Below are 15430 nucleotides of genomic sequence, written 5' to 3' on the forward strand. Positions count from 1 at the left end.
CGTGACTGATCCAGTTCTTTCCCTGAGGGGCATATCCAAATGGTATGGGCCGCTCCAGGTTCTGAAGAATGTCAGCTTGGACGTCTATCCGGGCGAGGTAGTTGCACTTCTCGGTGAAAACGGAGCGGGCAAGTCAACACTATCCGGCATCATCGCCGGGTCCCGCACACCGTCCGAAGGATCAATGACATGGCTGGGGCAGCCTTATGCCCCGGCCACCCCAAGGGAAGCGATCGACAAGGGCGTTGTCCTGATCCACCAGGAGCTGCAGCTTCTGCCGCAGCTGTCGATCGCGGAAAACGTCTTCATCGGACGCTGGCCGATGAAGAACGGCGTCGTCGACCGTCCCCAAATGGTTCGCCGGGCCCAGGATCAGCTCGCTCGCTTGAACCTTCACATACCCGCAACGCGGAAGGTCGCCGGCCTTTCTACAGCAAATCAACAACTCATCGAAATCGCCAAGGCGTTGGCTCTCAATGCAAAGCTCCTGATCCTGGACGAGCCGACCGCGGCCCTTGGTGGCGCGGAGACGGAAGCTCTCTTCGAACAGGTTAGAAAGCTTCGTTCAGAGGGCGTCGGCATCGTCTACATTTCCCACCGCATGGAAGAGATCAAGCGAATAACCGACCGGATCGTCGTTCTTCGCGATGGCGAGCGCGTGCAGGAATTCTCAGACAGCGCGACCCCGGTGCGAACGATTGTCGAGAGCATGGTCGGACGCCCGCTTGACCGCTTGTTCCCTGCCCTGCCGGTTCCGACAGACCATCCGGTACTCCAGGTGTCCGGGCTGAGCTCGCCGGACAACTCGTTCCGTGACGTTACCTTCGATGTGCGCGCCGGGGAAATTCTCGGGATCGCCGGACTGGTTGGCGCCGGCCGCACGGAACTTGTCCGCGCCATTTCGGGCGCGGACCCAATCAGTGCAGGTTCGATCAAGCTGGAAGGCGAGGAACTCAGGCTGCGCGATCCGGCGGACGCGATCGCCAAGGGCATCGTGATGGTCCCGGAAGACCGTAAGGAGCAAGGCCTGGTTGTCGGGCACCGGATCGGCGAGAACATTATCTACGCCAATCTCGACAAGCTGGGCGGGCGTTGGATTACGCCGAGCGTCAAGCGCTCGTTTGCAGAGAAGGCAGTTGCCAAGTTCGGCGTAAAGGGCCGTGCGGAGCAATATGCCTCGGACCTGTCCGGCGGCAACCAGCAGAAGGTCGTCATCGCGAAATGGCTGATGCGCGATCCTAAGGTCGTCGTACTCGACGAACCGACGAGAGGCATCGACGTCGGCGCCCGAGCCGGCATCTACGACATCATCGTCAATCTTGCCAAACGGGGCGTGGCGGTCATCGTCGTAAGCTCGGACCTCGAGGAAGTTCTCGGAGTCTCCAATCGCATTCTCGTGCTTGCGCAAGGCAAGCAGGCGGGGATTCTCAATCGTGACCAGGCAAATGACGTTTCGGTCATGGAGCTAGCCACCATCTAAACAGACAGAGAAAGGAAGAGCGGTGTCCGACATCACTCTGAACGCCCCAAAGCTTTTCGATCTCAGCGGCCAGGTTGCCATCGTTACCGGAGCCGGCAGTGGCATTGGTCAGCGCATTGCCATCGGCCTTGCGCAATGCGGCGCCGACGTGGCGCTGCTCGACCGCCGAACCGACGACGGACTGGTCAAGACAGCTGAACATATTCGCGCCGCCGGCCGCCGCTCGATCCAGATCGCGGCGGATGTCACGAGCAAGTCTTCCCTTGGAGAGGCAATAGCACGTACTGAGGCAGACCTCGGCCCATTGACACTTGCAGTCAACGCGGCGGGCATCGCTAACGCGAACGCAGCGGAAGAAATGGAGGAGGATCAATATCAGACGTTGATGGATATCAACCTGAAAGGCGTCTTTCTTTCCTGCCAGGCAGAGGCTCGCGCCATGCTGAAGAATGGACGCGGCTCCATCGTCAACATCGCTTCCATGTCGGGTGTGATCGTAAACCGCGGGCTGAGCCAAGCGCACTATAACGCCTCCAAGGCCGGCGTGATCCATATGTCGAAGTCCATGGCGATGGAATGGGTCGACCGCGGCATTCGCGTCAACACCATCTCCCCCGGATACACGGCAACGCCCATGAACACCCGTCCGGAGATGGTCCACCAGACCAAGCTCTTCGAAGAGCAGACGCCGATGCAGCGCATGGCAGCGGTGGACGAGATGGTAGGCCCGGCGGTGTTCCTGCTGTCGAATGCGGCAAGTTTCGTGACCGGCGTCGATCTTCTCGTCGACGGCGGTTTCTGCTGCTGGTGATGCGATGAGAAAGCTCATTGCCGCCGCTGGAAAGTGACCGGTCTCGCTTCCTCCCTGGCTGAGATCGAGGCGCTGAAGGGACTAACGGGCATGACGGCGTGCGATATCGTCGTCTGCCCGCCCTTCACGCCGATCGAACGGGCTGTCGAACGGGCGGCGGGCTCGGACGTCGTCATCGGCGCTAAAGACTGCTTGAATTCGCGACAACCGGTTGAGATCCAATAATGATCGCATGGTAGGTCGCACCCAGATTTGCTGTTTATCGACGGACAAGGAAAGAGCATGAAACGCTTTGAGCAGAAGACTGTCGTCATTACTGGGGGTAGCCGCGGCATCGGCGCCGCCATCGCAAAACGTTTTGCGCGCGAGGGCGCCAATCTCGTCGTCTCGGCCAATGAGGACCTGGTCCATAGCGTTGCCGAACAGATCCGGGCCGAAGGCGGCAAGGCGATCTCATTCGTGGGCGATGTCACCGACAAGGCAAGCGTCATTGCACTCTATGATGCCGCCGAGAAAGAATTCGGCGCGGTCGACGTCTCGATCCAGAATGCCGGCGTCATCACCATCGCCCGGGTCGAGGACTTGACCGAAAACGAGTGGGACAAAGTCATGGCCGTCAACACCAAGGGCGTCTTCCTCTGCGCCCAGGAGGCGATATCAAGAATGCGCAAGCACAAGCGCGGCGGCCGCATCATCAACACCGCCTCCGGCCAAGCCCGCGACGGCTTCATCTTCACGCCGCATTATGCCGCCTCGAAAATGGGCGTCGTCGGCATCACCCAGAGCCTGGCCAAGGAAGTCGCAACCGAGAAAATCACCGTCAACGCCTTCTGCCCCGGCATCATCGAGACCGACATGTGGGCCTATAACGACCAGGCCTGGGGCAAGCTGCTCGGCAACTACGCCCCCGGCGAGCTGATGAAGGAATGGGTCGAGGGCATCCCGATGAAACGGGCCGGCTCCGGCGAAGACGTCGCCGGCCTGGTCACCTTCCTCGCCAGCGATGACGCCGCCTATATCACCGGCCAGACGATCAATGTCGACGGCGGCCTGATCATGTCCTGATGCAGGTCGCCCAACAGTGCGCAGTGGTTTTGGGCGACCTGCATGGAAGGATCAAACCACCAACCAAGCGCGGAAGGCGACCCGGTCGTCGCCTCCGTGTGAACAGTGTGTCCATCGGCGTTAGGGCAGCTTTGCATTTTTGCCCGGTCGACTGACCTTGCCATCCGCCTGTTTTTGATCCTATCTTTGAAATGTTCTCAGGGCGGGGTGTAATTCCCCACCGGCGGTATCAGGAGCAATCCTGGAGCCCGCGAGCGCTTCCGGCACTACAGCGCCGCGCGTCTTTCAGACGCGCAAAAGACGCTGTAGCACTTTGAATTGCTGGAAGGTCAGCAGATCCGGTGAGATGCCGGAGCCGACGGTATAGTCCGGATGGAAGAGGACAACACGGGCAGTCGCACTCCATCCTGGAGTCGGCTGACGTTTGTTCGCCCAAGGGCAGAAGGCTCGCTCACGGATTGAGCCGAGCAGACCATGTCAGCCCGCTGACATAACCCTTGAAAGGCCAGACAGCATGACTATCGCAACAATTGAAGATGCCATAACAGCCATTGCCAGCGGCAAGATGGTCGTCGTCGTCGACGACCAGAACCGGGAAAATGAAGGCGATATCGTGGTCGCGGCCGATGCCGTCACTCCGGAGACAATCGCTTTCATGATGACCCACGCCCGCGGTCTCGTTTGCATCGCCATGGAAGGCGAGCGTCTCGATGCGCTCGATATTCCGCTGATGGTACCCAACAACACGGAATCGCACAAAACTGCCTTCACGGTCTCGGTCGATTATCTCAAGGGCACGACGACGGGCATTTCTGCGGCGGACCGTGCCGCCACCGTCCGCGCCCTCGTCGACGATCGCGCAAAGCCTGACGAATTCGCCCGCCCCGGCCACATCTTTCCGCTCCGCGCCAACCCCCGCGGCGTGCTTGGCCGCCCCGGCCACACCGAAGCCGCCGTCGATCTCGCCCGCCTCGCCGGAAGGATCCCCGCCGGCGTCATCTGCGAAGTCGCCAACGACGACGGAACCATGTCCCGCCTGCCCGAACTCACGCTCTTCGCCGAACGCCACAACCTCCCCCTCGTCACCATCGAGGATCTGGTCGCCTACCTCGACCGCCAGGCCGAAAGAGACATACGCGAAGTCGCCTGATCGATGCTTTTGTTGCGGCGGCATAGCCCGCCGCAACAAAGAGCGTACCACAGTGATGACCCTGACGGCGCCTTCCCTTGCCCGCCCTATGTCCGGCTGATCGAAACCCCACCATCCGCCAGCATCGCCGTGCCGGTCACGAAGCTCGACATGTCGGAGGCGAGGAAAAGCGCCGCATTGGCGATCTCTTCGGGTTGCGCCATGCGTTTTAGCGCATGCAATCCCTCGACGAAGGCGAGCACTTCCGGCGTGGCATCAGGCGCGTTGGTGATGCTGGCGGGTGTGTCGGTGCCGCCGGGAAGCAGTGCGTTGACGCGGATCTTCTGCGCTCCGAGTTCAGCGGCGAGTACCTGCACGAAGCCGATCAGCCCCGCCTTGCTCGCCGCATAGGCGGCCATGCCAGGCATGCCGACGGTGTGGCCGACGAAAGTCGAGGTGAAGATCAGCGATCCGCCGCCTTTTCCCATCGCCGCCGACTGGTGCTTGGCGCCGAGGAAGGCGGCGGTGAGATTGGTCTCGATCGTCTCGCGCCAGCCCTCCACCGACAGCCCGGCGACCGGCCCCATCTCACCGAGGATGCCGGCATTGTTGAAGGCGATGTCGAGCCGGCCGAAACGCGAGACTGCCGTCTCGACGAGCCTTGCCTGCAGCGCCTCGTCCCTGACATCGCCTGATATGGCGACGGCCTGACCACCCTCCGCCTCAATTTCCGCGATGACCGCATCGAGCGCGTCCTGTCGCCGGCCGGTGACCACAAGCTTGGCGCCTTGCCGCGCAAAGAGTTTCGCCGCCGCGCGGCCGATGCCGGAGCTTGCGCCGGTGATGATTGCGATCTTGTCGTTGAGAAGTGTCATTTCGGTCTCTCCTGGGTTGTTGCGAGATCTGAGATGCTCAAACATCAGGCGATGCGGCCACCCGTTTCCCGCGCATGAAGAGAAAAACGCCTATGGCCGAACCGGCAGCGCGACGGCGCGTCCTCATCGACGCCTTGATTGCGGCATCGGAAATATCGGAATTCACTTTATAAAACGGGGATTTGTCGGGACTTCCACCCACACGCCTGCGTTGACATCAGCGCCATTGTGCACCGCATCATCGATTTATGGCTGGTGTGACATTCATCCGATTCCCTTCATGCATCTTCGCGACTAAAAGGGGCGCACAGGTAACGGGAATCTCTTCATGCCGCGGTCACGCAATACTGAGGGCGCCATCTATATGAGCATGGCGATGGCCGGCTTTTCTGCAAGCGACGCTCTATCCAAATCGGTGATCGCCTATATGAACGCCGGCGAGATCATGTTCCTGCGCGGCCTCTTCACCAGCCTGCTTGTCTATCTGATCGCCTGGAAAATGGGCGCGCTGCGTTCCTGGCGCATCATGCTGCAGCCGATGATCATCTTCAGGATCATCTGCGAAACACTCTCCGCCGTCACCTATATTACCGCGCTCGGCATGATGCCGATCGCCAATGCTTCGGCGATCCTGCAGTCGCTGCCGCTGGTCGTTACCTTCGGGGCTGCGCTGTTCTTCGGCGAGCCGGTCGGCTGGCGGCGCTGGTCGGCAATCCTCGTCGGCCTCGTCGGCGTGATGATCATTATCCGTCCCGGCCCCGATGGATTCACCGCCGCTGCCCTGCTCTGCGTCGCCGCGGTGCTGACGACGGCCGGCCGCGATCTCGCCACCCGGAGCATTAGCCCGGAGATTCCCTCGCTGATGATAACCGTCATCACCGCCATATCTGCCTCCTTCTTCGGCGCGCTGCTCATCCCGGTGCTCGGCGGCTGGCAGCCGGTCAGCGCTAACGCGCTTGGGCATCTCGTGCTCGCATCGGTGCTGGTGCTCGTCGGCTACCAGTCGGTCATCCTCGCCATGCGCACCGGCGAAATCTCCTTCGTCGCACCGTTCCGCTATACCAGCCTGATCTTTTCTTCCCTGCTCGGCTTCCTCTTCTTCGCCGAAGTGCCTGACAGCTGGACGCTCGTCGGGGCTGCGATCGTCATCGCCTCAGGGCTCTATACATTCTATCGTGAGGCCAAGCGCCGTGTGTCGCCGATCGCGCAGGAATCCGCCCCGCGCGCGCCGGTCTGAGGAAGGATGATGGCTGAATTCTCGCTCGACAGATCTGATATAGCAGGCGTTGTATTGGCCGGCGGCCGCTCGCAACGCATGGGCCGCGACAAGGCAGGCGTGATGCTCGGGGCCGAGAGCCTGCTCCATCATGTGCTGACCCGCCTCTCGCAGCAGACCCCGCTCGTTGCCGTCAATGCCGATGCCGCCGCCGAGGGCGTGCCTGTCGTTCCCGACCGATTTCGCGGCAAGGCCGGACCGATGGCCGGCATCCATGCCGCCATGGTCTATGCCGCCGGCCTACCCTCGATCACCCATGTTGTCACCGTCTCGGTGGATTGCCCGTTCTTCCCGGCCGATCTCGTCGTCCGGCTGGCGGCAGCGATCGAGCACCCGTCGCAGATCGCCATTGCCGCCTCCGAGGGCCGCAGCCATTCGGTCTTCGGGCTCTGGCCGGTGACGCTGGCCGCCGATCTCGGAGCCTGGATCGCCACCGACGAGAAGCGCCGCGTACGCGACTTCCTGTTACGGCATGACGTTACGGAAGTGGCGTTTCCGCTGCATCCGACCCGCGCCAGCCTGCTCGATCCCTTCTTCAACATCAACACGCCCGACGATCTCGTCGAGGCGGAACGCTGGCTGGAGGCCCTTCGCGGATGACTGCACCGAAAATTTTCGGCATCGCCGGCTGGAAGAACTCAGGCAAGACGGGGCTCGCCGTCCGACTGGTGACGGAGTTCACCCGCCGCGGCTACAGGATCTCGACGATCAAGCACGCCCATCATGATTTCGACATCGACAAGGTCGGGGCCGACAGCTACCGCCACCGCCAGGCCGGCGCCCACGAGGTCACCATCGTCTCCGGCACCCGCTACGCCATCATGCACGAGCTGCGCGGTGCGCCGGAACCCGAGTTCGAGGAGATCCTCGCCCGCCTCGCCCCCTGCGACCTCGTGCTGATCGAAGGTTATAAGCGCGAGCCGATCCCGAAGATCGAGGCCCGCCGCCTGGAAGCGGCAAATCGTGAACCGTTGGCGCCGAGCGATCCCCATATCTGCGCTATCGCCGCCGATCATGCGGTCACGGATACGGCCCTGCCGGTCTTCGATCTAGACGACACAGGCGCCATCGCCGATTTCATCGCTGACATCGTTGGCCTTGGACAGGCGAGGCTTTGAACCACCTGCGTCAACGCCGGATCTAAGAAGCGGAGCCGTTTCGCTTGCCATCGCCTTGGCGATTTCCTTGGCGAGCTGAGCCTGATCATAGGGCTTTGCCAATCTCGGAAGATCGATATCGGTGCCGGCAGGAAGATCGGCATAACCTGTCGCCAGCACGATCGGCAACGCCGGATAAATGTCCCGCGCGGCCTGGGCAAGCTGTGCGCCGGTCATACCAGGCATCGAATAGTCGGTTATGACAAGGTCGAAATGCTGACCGCTGCTGATCAGTTCCAGCGCCTGCGCGCCGGAGTTTGCCTCGACGACCTCGTGGCCGAGGTCTTCAAGCATGTCGACCGAACTCATGGCGATCAAGGCATCGTCATCGACCAGGAGGATCTTCAGTCTGGATGCAGCTTGCGGAACGGGCAGTTCCGCTTCGATCGCCCGCTCGGGGCGCCGTTCGGTCGCCGGAAGCCACAATTCAGCGGTCGTTCCGATCCCAAATTCGCTTTTCAGACGAAGTGCGCCATTGAGCTGAACGGCAAGTCCGTGGATCATCGATAAGCCTAGGCCCGTGCCCTTTCCGAGTTCTTTGGTCGAGAAAAACGGATCAACCGCCTTCTTCAGCGTCTCCGCATCCATGCCGGTGCCGCTGTCGGCCACCGCCAACACAAGATAGGCGCCTTTGCCGAGAACGCCGTCATCGCCGGCCACCTGCTCCTCGCGCAGCGAGATGGACAGCGTCCCGCCATCCGGCATTGCATCGCGGGCATTGACCGCAAGGTTGAGCAGCGCCAGTTCGAGCTGGTTCGCATCGACCAGCGCCGGCGGCAGGGTTGCCGGCAGGATGGTTTCAATGCTGATCGAGGATCCGACCGAGCGCCGCAGCAGATCTTTCATGCCGGAGACCAGCTCGGTCAGATCGACGGGCTTGACCTGCAGATCCTGCTGTCTGGCAAAAGCCAGCAGCCGCTGCGTCAGCGCCGCCCCGCGCCGCGCACCCTGAATCGCCCCGTCGACCAGACGCGTCGCCTTGGCATCTCCGGCAACGTGCTTGCCGAGCAGCTCCAGATTTCCGAGAACGACCATCAGCAGATTGTTGAAATCATGTGCGACGCCGCCGGTCAGTTGGCCGATCGCCTCCATCTTCTGCGATTGGCGAAGCTGCTCCTCGGCTCTTTCACGCTGGGCGACTTCCTCGAGCAGGGTCTGGTGAGCGGCGTTGACCTCTTTGGTCCGTTCCCTCACGCGCTCTTCGAGGTTTTCATTGAGCCGTCTCAGATTTTCCTCGATGGTCTTGCGGACGGTGGTATCGGAGCAGACGCCGACGAGTTTCCTCGCAGAACCATATCTGTCGGAATAAAGCTGCGCATGGACCTCGGTCCAATGCAGTGATCCATCCGGCCAGATCGTCCTGTGCTCGATCGAATAGTCGCGTCCGGTATCGATCGTCTGGCGCAGGCGTGCCAGCACAAGATCCCGGTCTTCGGGGTGGATGCTTGCGATCAGATCGTCGCGCGTCACATCATCGTCCGGCCTTCGGCCGAAGATCGCTTTGCAGGTGGCCGAAGCAGACAGGGCCATCGAGGATAGCTCCAGCTCCCACGCCCCGAGACGACCGGCGGCGAGCGCCGTCTGCAACCGGCGCTCTCCCTCGCCCAGAGCCTCAAGCCGGACTCGCGCTTCATATTGGCGCAGGCGTCCCTTTAATGCGGTCCGGGCCACGCTGATGAAAGAGGTCGCATGGAACGGCCTTTCCAGGAAGGTGACGTTGCCAAGAACCTCGGAAAGCCTGGCAGCGGCCGGATTTCGTTCAGGCCCGCCGCCACGTGTGGTGAGCACGATGAATGGTAGGTCTGACCAGCTCGGCTGGGCCGAAACCCAGGCGGCGATCGGCTTGAGATCGCTCGAGCGAACGGCCTCCTCCGTCAGGACGCCAAGCGCAACGTCATCGCTGAGCGATGACGCGAACATAGGCAGGTCGGTGGCGGCAATCGATACGAATCCGGCCTCATCGACCAACGATCTCGCCACCCAGGCATCGCGACCGACGGGGGTGTAGATCAATGCTTTCGGTTTGCCGGAATTAGGAATTGCCGCTATCCCCGCCATCGGTCGCGAGGAGCGGCGTTGAGGTCGTGACAAATTCTGGAACGCCGCGAAGCACGCCCTGGAACCCGACGAGAGGATCGCCGAACCTCAAGCCGGAAGCGTCTATGCGATACTCCCGGATGGTATCCTCGTGAAAGCCGGTCCTCTTCTTGATCACCGAGACTGCCCGCCGCACCTTTCCCGCAGCCTCGAAGTAACGCAGCAGAATGACGGTATCGGCGAGATAGGTAACGTCGACAGGTGCCTTCATGTCACCGACCAGCCCGTGCTGGGCAACGGTGAGAAAGGTGTTGGCGCCTTGCCTGTTCAAATATTGCAGCAACTCGTGCATATGAAGGATCAGCGAATTCTCATCCGGCATCGAAGCCTGATAACCGTTGATACTATCGATGATCACGGTTTTCGCATCCGACTTGTCGACGCAGTTGCGCACGCGGTGGGCGAATTCGCCCGGCGACAGTTCGGCGGCATCGAGCTGTTCGATGTGAATATCACCCGCGTTTCGCATGGCTTCGAGATCCATTCCGAGCGCCTTCAGCCGCGTGAAAAGCAGGCCCAACTCCTCGTCAAAAATGAAGGCCGCCACTTTCTCGCCGCGCGCGACCGCAGCCATCAGGAATTGAAACGAGAACGTGCTTTTGCCGGTGCCGGCAGGACCAAGGATGAGTGTACTGGAACCTCGCTCCAGGCCACCTCCGAGAAGCAGATCGAGTTCCGCAATATTGCAGGAAATCTGATCGCGGGCGTAACTCGACCTGTGTTCGGCGGCAACGAGCCGCGGAAAGACGATAACGCCGCCAGTCTGGATGATGAAATCGTGATAGCCGCCGCGGAAGGCCTGTCCGCGATATTTTATGACCCTGAGACGTCGGCGTTCGGAGCCGTAGCTCGGCGCCATCTCTTCCAGATGAATGACACCGTGCACAACGCTGTGCACCGTCTTGTCGAGCACCTCGGACGTCAGATCATCGAGCAGTAGGACTGTCGCTCCTTGTCGGGCAAAATAATGTTTGAGCGCGAGGATCTGCCGGCGGTAGCGCAGTGAGCTTTGCGCGAGCAGCCTTATCTCCGACAGACTGTCGAGAACCACGCGACGTGGCTTGATCCGCTCGAAAGCGGCAAAGATTTCCTTTGTCGTCTCTCCGAGTTCAAGATCCGACGAATAAAGCAGGCTCTGCTGCTGATCGGCATCCAGCAGGCTTTCAGGAGGCACGACCTCGAAGACCTCGATATTGCCATCGATCACCATGCCGTGCGATGCGGCACCGGCCCGAAGTTCGCTCTCGGTTTCCGAAAGGGTGATGTAGAGCCCCTGCTCGCCGAGCCGCGCACCTTCGATCAGGAACTGCAGCGCAATCGTCGTTTTGCCAGCTCCCGGATTTCCCTCCAGGAGAAAAACGTGCCCCGGCGAAAGGCCCCCCGCCAGAACTGTATCCAAACCGGACACGCCAGTCCGAGCTTTCGTGGCAGGTGCCGCAGTATTCATTCACTGTTTCCTTCAATTCCAAGTGTGAATTAGCGGCGAGTGATGGAATGTCAAATCACTGGCAGGCATGATTTCGCATCCGGCAAGAGCCGATCACCAGTGGTTCGGATATATGCCTGTCCGGGCGGCCCGAAACGGTGGGCGTCTATCCTCGATAGCGAAGTGCATCGACGACGAGGGCGAATGCCGGCGACGTATGCCTGCGGCTCGGATAGTAGAGATGGTAGCCGGAAAACGGCAGACACCAATCCTCCAGGACGCGCACCAGCCGCCCTTCGGCAAGATGCGCCTCGACCAAGTCCTCCGGCATATAGGCCAGCCCAAGACCAGCCAGCACCGCGTTCAACCGCAGGGCTATATTGTTGAAGACCAACTGTCCTTCGACCCGAACCCTGAGCTCGCGCCCGTCCTTCTCGAACTCCCATGCATAAACGCTGCCATAGGTCGGCAGGCGCAGATTGACGCAATTGTGATCCGTAAGGTCCTGCGGCGTCAGCGGCTTCGGCCTGGTGTCGAAATAGGCGGGAGCGCCGACCACGGCCATCCGCATGTCGGGGCCGATGCGCACCGCGATCATGTCCTTCGCCACCTGTTCTCCAAGCCGCACCCCCGCATCGTAGCGCTCCGCGACGATGTCGGTCAGACCGTAGTCGACAATGATCTCGACATTGATATCGGGATAATCAGGCAGGAGCTTTTCCAAGGCGGGCCAGAGGACGGCATCGGCGGCATGCTCGCCGGCATTGATGCGAATGGTGCCTGCCGGCTTCTCACGGAAGGCGCTCAAGGCAGCCAGCTCGCTCTCGATCTCGTCGAGCCGCGGTCCGATGGAGACGAGCAGGCGTTCGCCGGCCTCTGTCGGCGCGACGCTGCGGGTCGTGCGGGTCAGCAATCGCAGTCCAAGCCGCTCCTCGAGCCCGCGGATGGTGTGGCTGAGGGCCGATTGCGACACCCCCAGCTTGCCCGCCGCCTTTGTGAAGCTCTGTGCGCGTGCGACGGCGAGGAAGGCGATCAGGTCGTTGACGGCGGGGCGCGGCATTTATGAAACTTTCTCATGGGTTCTTGCCGTTTATACCATCTAATCGCGACCAGGCGCACGCCCTAAATACCTGGTTACTCCGAGTGGACACGTCCACCCGACATCGAAAGGAAGACAAAGATGGATATCAAGCGAAGCGGTTCGCAGCCTTCGGCCAAGGGACCAGCCGATTGGTTTACCGGCAGCGTGCGTGTCGACCCACTGTTTGCCGTGACCAGCCCAGCACGCGCGGCTGGCGCCAGCGTCACCTTCGAGCCCGGAGCCCGCACCGCCTGGCACACCCATCCGCTCGGTCAGACGCTGGTCGTCACGTCTGGCTGCGGTCGCGTGCAACGCGACGGCGGTCCCGTCGAGGAGATCCGCGCCGGCGACGTTGTCTGCTTCGCACCGGGTGAACGCCATTGGCACGGCGCATCGCCAACGACGGCAGTGACCCATATCGCCATCCAGGAACAGCTCGACGGCAAGGTCGTCGACTGGATGGAGCATGTCACCGACACGCAATACCAAGGTTAGAAAAGGAAACTTCTATGCAGAAGCGTGAACTTGGAAAGAGCGGACTTCAAGTCTCAGCCATCGGTCTGGGCTGCATGGGGCTGAGTTACGGTTATGGCCCCGCGACAGATATTCAGGAAGCAACCGCACTGATCCGGCGGGCATTTGAACGCGGCGTGACCTTCTTCGACACGGCCGAGGCCTATGGCCCCCATAAGAACGAAGAGCTTCTGGGAGAGGCCCTCGCCCCCTTCCGCGAGGAGGTGGTGATCGCCACGAAATTCGGTTTCAACTTCGATGCCAATGGCGGCCAGAGCGGCATGAACAGCCGGCCGGAACAGATCCGCGCGGTGGCCGACCAGGCGCTGAAGCGTTTGAAGACCGATGTCATCGATCTCTTCTACCAGCATCGCGTCGATCCCGATGTTCCGATCGAGGATGTCGCCGGCACGGTCAAGGCGCTGATCGCAGAAGGCAAGGTCAGGCATTTCGGCCTCTCGGAAGCCGGCGCCCAGACGATCCGCCGCGCCCATGCCGTCCAGCCGGTGGCGGCGTTGCAGAGCGAATATTCGCTGTGGTGGCGCGAACCCGAGCAGGAAATCCTGCCGACGCTGGAAGAACTCGGCATCGGTTTCGTTCCGTTCAGCCCGCTCGGTAAGGGCTTTCTGACTGGCGCGATCAGCGAAACGACCACCTTCGACAGCAAGGATTTCCGCAACGCCGTGCCGCGCTTTTCTCAGGAGGCGCGAAAGGCCAACCAGGCGCTCGTCGATCGTCTCGGAGAAATCGCCGCCCGCAAAAAGGCAACCTCCGCCCAAGTGGCTCTCGCATGGCTGCTGGCGCAGAAGCCCTGGATCGTGCCGATCCCCGGCACAACCAAGCTGCATCGCCTCGAGGAGAACATCCAGGCCGCTGAAGTCGAACTGACGGCTGACGATCTTGCCAGCATCGAAAGCGCACTCGCCACGATCAAGGTGGAAGGCGAACGTTATCCCGCACATCAGCAGGCAAGGGTCAACCGCTAAGAGCGGCCGACGGGCCATGACGGCGACGTCTTATTGCCAAGATTAGAACACCAGAAGAGAATCGGCCACAGTCACTTGCGGCCGATTCTTCATAGATTGGATTATCGTCTCGGCGCCGGTGTGTTCTCCTGGAAAGCCGGTATTGCCTCCAGTCTGGCGACAATCTCCGCGATACCAGGCCAGCGAGCGAGATCGAAGCCGAGGCGCCGAGCGCTGATCGCCTGCGGGAAGAGAAAGATCTCGGCAATACCAGGCTGATCCCCAATGGCGAAAGCCCCCTGCCTGCGGCCGGCGATCATCGTCTCGACCGCGGCCATTCCCTCGCCGACCCAATGACGATTCCAGGCGGCAATGGCATCGGCATCGGCCTGGAAGGTCTTGCCGAGATGCAGGCCGATCCGCGGCGGCAGCAGCGCGTGGATCTCGGCTGCGATCGCAAGCGCGATCGACCGCGCCTGCGCCCTGCCTTCCGCCGTGTCAGGCAGCAGCGGCGGCTCAGGCTTTATCTCGTCGAGATATTCGACGATCGCCAACGACTGGGTGATGAGAACGCCGCTATCCGTCAGCAATGCCGGCACGAGCCCCTGCGGATTGACGCTGCGATATCCGGCCTGCCGGCTCTCGGCATCCTCGCCGAGGATGGTGACCGGCAGCGCTTCCGCCGTCAGTCCCTTCAGAGCGAGCGCGATGCGGACGCGAGATGTCGCCGAGGAAATTTCATTCTGATAGAGCTTCACGGTCTTTCTCCTTTGGTGAGGTCAGAAGAGGAGTTGCCTTGACGCCAAAATCGGCTCGAACGGCCGCTGCTCCCCGGAAGACGAAGCTGCGGATGCCGCCGTCACGAGGCCTGCGAGCGGCGAAGGCTCCTGCGAGCTTATCTCGTAGATGCAGGGCGCGGCGAAGACCGCCGCTCCCAAAAAACAGATGATCATCAATCTCATCAAATCCTCCATCGACGAGGCCCGATCGGCCTCGTCCTGTTTGCTGTCCGCTCCCGTCACCTGTCCGCCGCTGCCAGTGGCCGGCGAGAAATCCATCCATCAGGCAACGGTCAATTCGACATGGATATTGCCGCGCGTGGCCTTCGAATAGGGGCAGGTCTGGTGAGCTTCTTCAATGAGGGCTCGTGCCACATCCGCTTCAATTCCCGGTAAGCTGACCTTGAGACGGGCCTGCAGGAAATAGCCGCCATCGGCGGTTCCGAGATCAACCTCGGTATCAACGGCAAGATCGGCTGGAAGCTTGACCTTTTGATTAGCCGCGGCGAAGCCGATCGCCCCGATGAAGCAGGCAGACCAACCGGCGGCGAAAAGCTGTTCAGGATTGGTGCCGGCGCGGTTGCTGCCCGGAGGCGAAAGCTTGATATCCAGCTGGCCGTCGTCGCTATGCGACGCGCCGTCGCGCCCGCCTGTCGTGTGGGTCTTGCCGGTATAAAGAACCTTGTCGATCTTTGTCATGGAACACTCCTTGTGTTGTGTCGCTCCAGGCGACTGGCCGCGCTGCGCGGCCGGGTTGACAGAGTGTGGTTTGACCG

Annotated in this window: 17 protein-coding genes and 1 riboswitch; of the genes, 10 read left to right on the forward strand and 7 right to left on the reverse strand. The window is 61.5% G+C overall.

Annotated features, from left to right (window positions below):
- Position 1: 1 nt before the first annotated feature.
- From ELH03_RS11190 to ribB, 5 genes are all read left to right on the forward strand, one after another.
- Positions 2-1480 carry a sugar ABC transporter ATP-binding protein gene (locus tag ELH03_RS11190; protein ID WP_128402707.1) on the forward strand — a complete coding sequence of 493 codons (1479 nt, stop codon included), beginning with the start codon at positions 2-4 and terminating at the stop codon, positions 1478-1480.
- 22 nt (positions 1481-1502) lie between these two features.
- On the forward strand, positions 1503-2291 hold the full coding sequence (locus ELH03_RS11195) for an SDR family oxidoreductase (protein ID WP_128402708.1): 789 nt from the start codon (positions 1503-1505) through the stop codon (positions 2289-2291).
- Positions 2292-2324: 33 nt separating this feature from the next.
- Complete coding sequence (locus ELH03_RS11200; RefSeq protein ID WP_130766306.1) at positions 2325-2516, forward strand: hypothetical protein; 192 nt, start codon at positions 2325-2327, stop codon at positions 2514-2516.
- A gap of 57 nt (positions 2517-2573) precedes the next feature.
- Positions 2574-3356: a glucose 1-dehydrogenase gene (locus tag ELH03_RS11205; protein WP_128402710.1), complete on the forward strand. Its 783-nt coding sequence runs from the start codon at positions 2574-2576 to the stop codon at positions 3354-3356.
- 189 nt (positions 3357-3545) lie between these two features.
- Positions 3546-3744, forward strand: a riboswitch (FMN riboswitch).
- A gap of 126 nt (positions 3745-3870) precedes the next feature.
- Positions 3871-4506, forward strand: coding sequence for a 3,4-dihydroxy-2-butanone-4-phosphate synthase (gene ribB / locus ELH03_RS11210; protein ID WP_130766307.1), 636 nt, complete (start codon positions 3871-3873; stop codon positions 4504-4506).
- An 86-nt stretch (positions 4507-4592) separates the two neighbouring features.
- Here ribB and ELH03_RS11215 read toward each other — a convergent pair whose 3' ends face one another.
- Positions 4593-5360, reverse strand: a complete 768-nt coding sequence (locus ELH03_RS11215) for an SDR family oxidoreductase (protein WP_130766308.1) — start codon at positions 5358-5360, stop codon at positions 4593-4595.
- A 328-nt stretch (positions 5361-5688) separates the two neighbouring features.
- On the opposite strand from ELH03_RS11215, the gene ELH03_RS11220 reads away from it, so the two are divergent.
- The 3 genes from ELH03_RS11220 to mobB are packed head-to-tail and all read left to right on the forward strand — an operon-like array spanning position 5689 to position 7754.
- Entirely contained in the window at positions 5689-6597 is a 909-nt protein-coding gene (locus ELH03_RS11220) for a DMT family transporter (protein WP_130760766.1), read from the forward strand.
- A 9-nt stretch (positions 6598-6606) separates the two neighbouring features.
- The gene (gene mobA, locus ELH03_RS11225) at positions 6607-7236 is read left to right on the forward strand and encodes a molybdenum cofactor guanylyltransferase MobA (protein WP_128410749.1); all 630 of its coding nucleotides are present in this window, start codon (positions 6607-6609) and stop codon (positions 7234-7236) included.
- Positions 7233-7754 (forward strand): molybdopterin-guanine dinucleotide biosynthesis protein B, encoded by a 522-nt coding sequence (gene mobB, locus ELH03_RS11230; RefSeq protein WP_128410727.1) that lies wholly within the window; start codon positions 7233-7235, stop codon positions 7752-7754. The genes mobA and mobB overlap by 4 nt, the downstream gene beginning before the upstream one ends.
- Here mobB and ELH03_RS11235 read toward each other — a convergent pair.
- The 3 genes from ELH03_RS11235 to ELH03_RS11245 form a co-directional block, all read right to left on the reverse strand.
- Entirely contained in the window at positions 7686-9851 is a 2166-nt protein-coding gene (locus ELH03_RS11235) for a PAS domain-containing hybrid sensor histidine kinase/response regulator family protein (RefSeq protein ID WP_128405358.1), read from the reverse strand. The genes mobB and ELH03_RS11235 overlap by 69 nt on opposite strands.
- On the reverse strand, positions 9826-11337 hold the full coding sequence (locus tag ELH03_RS11240; RefSeq protein WP_128410726.1) for an ATPase domain-containing protein: 1512 nt from the start codon (positions 11335-11337) through the stop codon (positions 9826-9828). Before ELH03_RS11240 ends, ELH03_RS11235 begins: the two co-directional genes overlap by 26 nt.
- A gap of 145 nt (positions 11338-11482) precedes the next feature.
- Positions 11483-12376 (reverse strand): LysR family transcriptional regulator, encoded by an 894-nt coding sequence (locus ELH03_RS11245; protein ID WP_128410725.1) that lies wholly within the window; start codon positions 12374-12376, stop codon positions 11483-11485.
- 120 nt (positions 12377-12496) lie between these two features.
- Between ELH03_RS11245 and ELH03_RS11250 the strand changes: the two genes are divergently transcribed.
- Together ELH03_RS11250 and ELH03_RS11255 are read left to right on the forward strand one after the other, a co-directional pair.
- Complete coding sequence (locus ELH03_RS11250; RefSeq protein ID WP_128410724.1) at positions 12497-12892, forward strand: (R)-mandelonitrile lyase; 396 nt, start codon at positions 12497-12499, stop codon at positions 12890-12892.
- Between the two features lie 14 nt (positions 12893-12906).
- Positions 12907-13896, forward strand: coding sequence for an aldo/keto reductase (locus ELH03_RS11255; protein WP_130766309.1), 990 nt, complete (start codon positions 12907-12909; stop codon positions 13894-13896).
- A 101-nt stretch (positions 13897-13997) separates the two neighbouring features.
- Here the strand turns inward: ELH03_RS11255 and maiA are convergent, their stop codons facing one another.
- The 3 genes from maiA to ELH03_RS11270 all read right to left on the reverse strand — a co-directional run bounded on the left by maiA (position 13998) and on the right by ELH03_RS11270 (position 15353).
- On the reverse strand, positions 13998-14633 hold the full coding sequence (gene maiA, locus ELH03_RS11260; protein ID WP_128403537.1) for a maleylacetoacetate isomerase: 636 nt from the start codon (positions 14631-14633) through the stop codon (positions 13998-14000).
- Positions 14634-14654: 21 nt separating this feature from the next.
- Positions 14655-14837, reverse strand: coding sequence for a hypothetical protein (locus tag ELH03_RS11265; RefSeq protein WP_128403571.1), 183 nt, complete (start codon positions 14835-14837; stop codon positions 14655-14657).
- Positions 14838-14936: 99 nt separating this feature from the next.
- Complete coding sequence (locus ELH03_RS11270; RefSeq protein WP_003559993.1) at positions 14937-15353, reverse strand: organic hydroperoxide resistance protein; 417 nt, start codon at positions 15351-15353, stop codon at positions 14937-14939.
- Positions 15354-15430 lie beyond the last annotated feature (77 nt).

The sequence above is a fragment of the Rhizobium beringeri genome (assembly GCF_004306515.1).
In the GTDB taxonomy this organism is placed as follows: Bacteria; Pseudomonadota; Alphaproteobacteria; order Rhizobiales; family Rhizobiaceae; genus Rhizobium; species Rhizobium beringeri.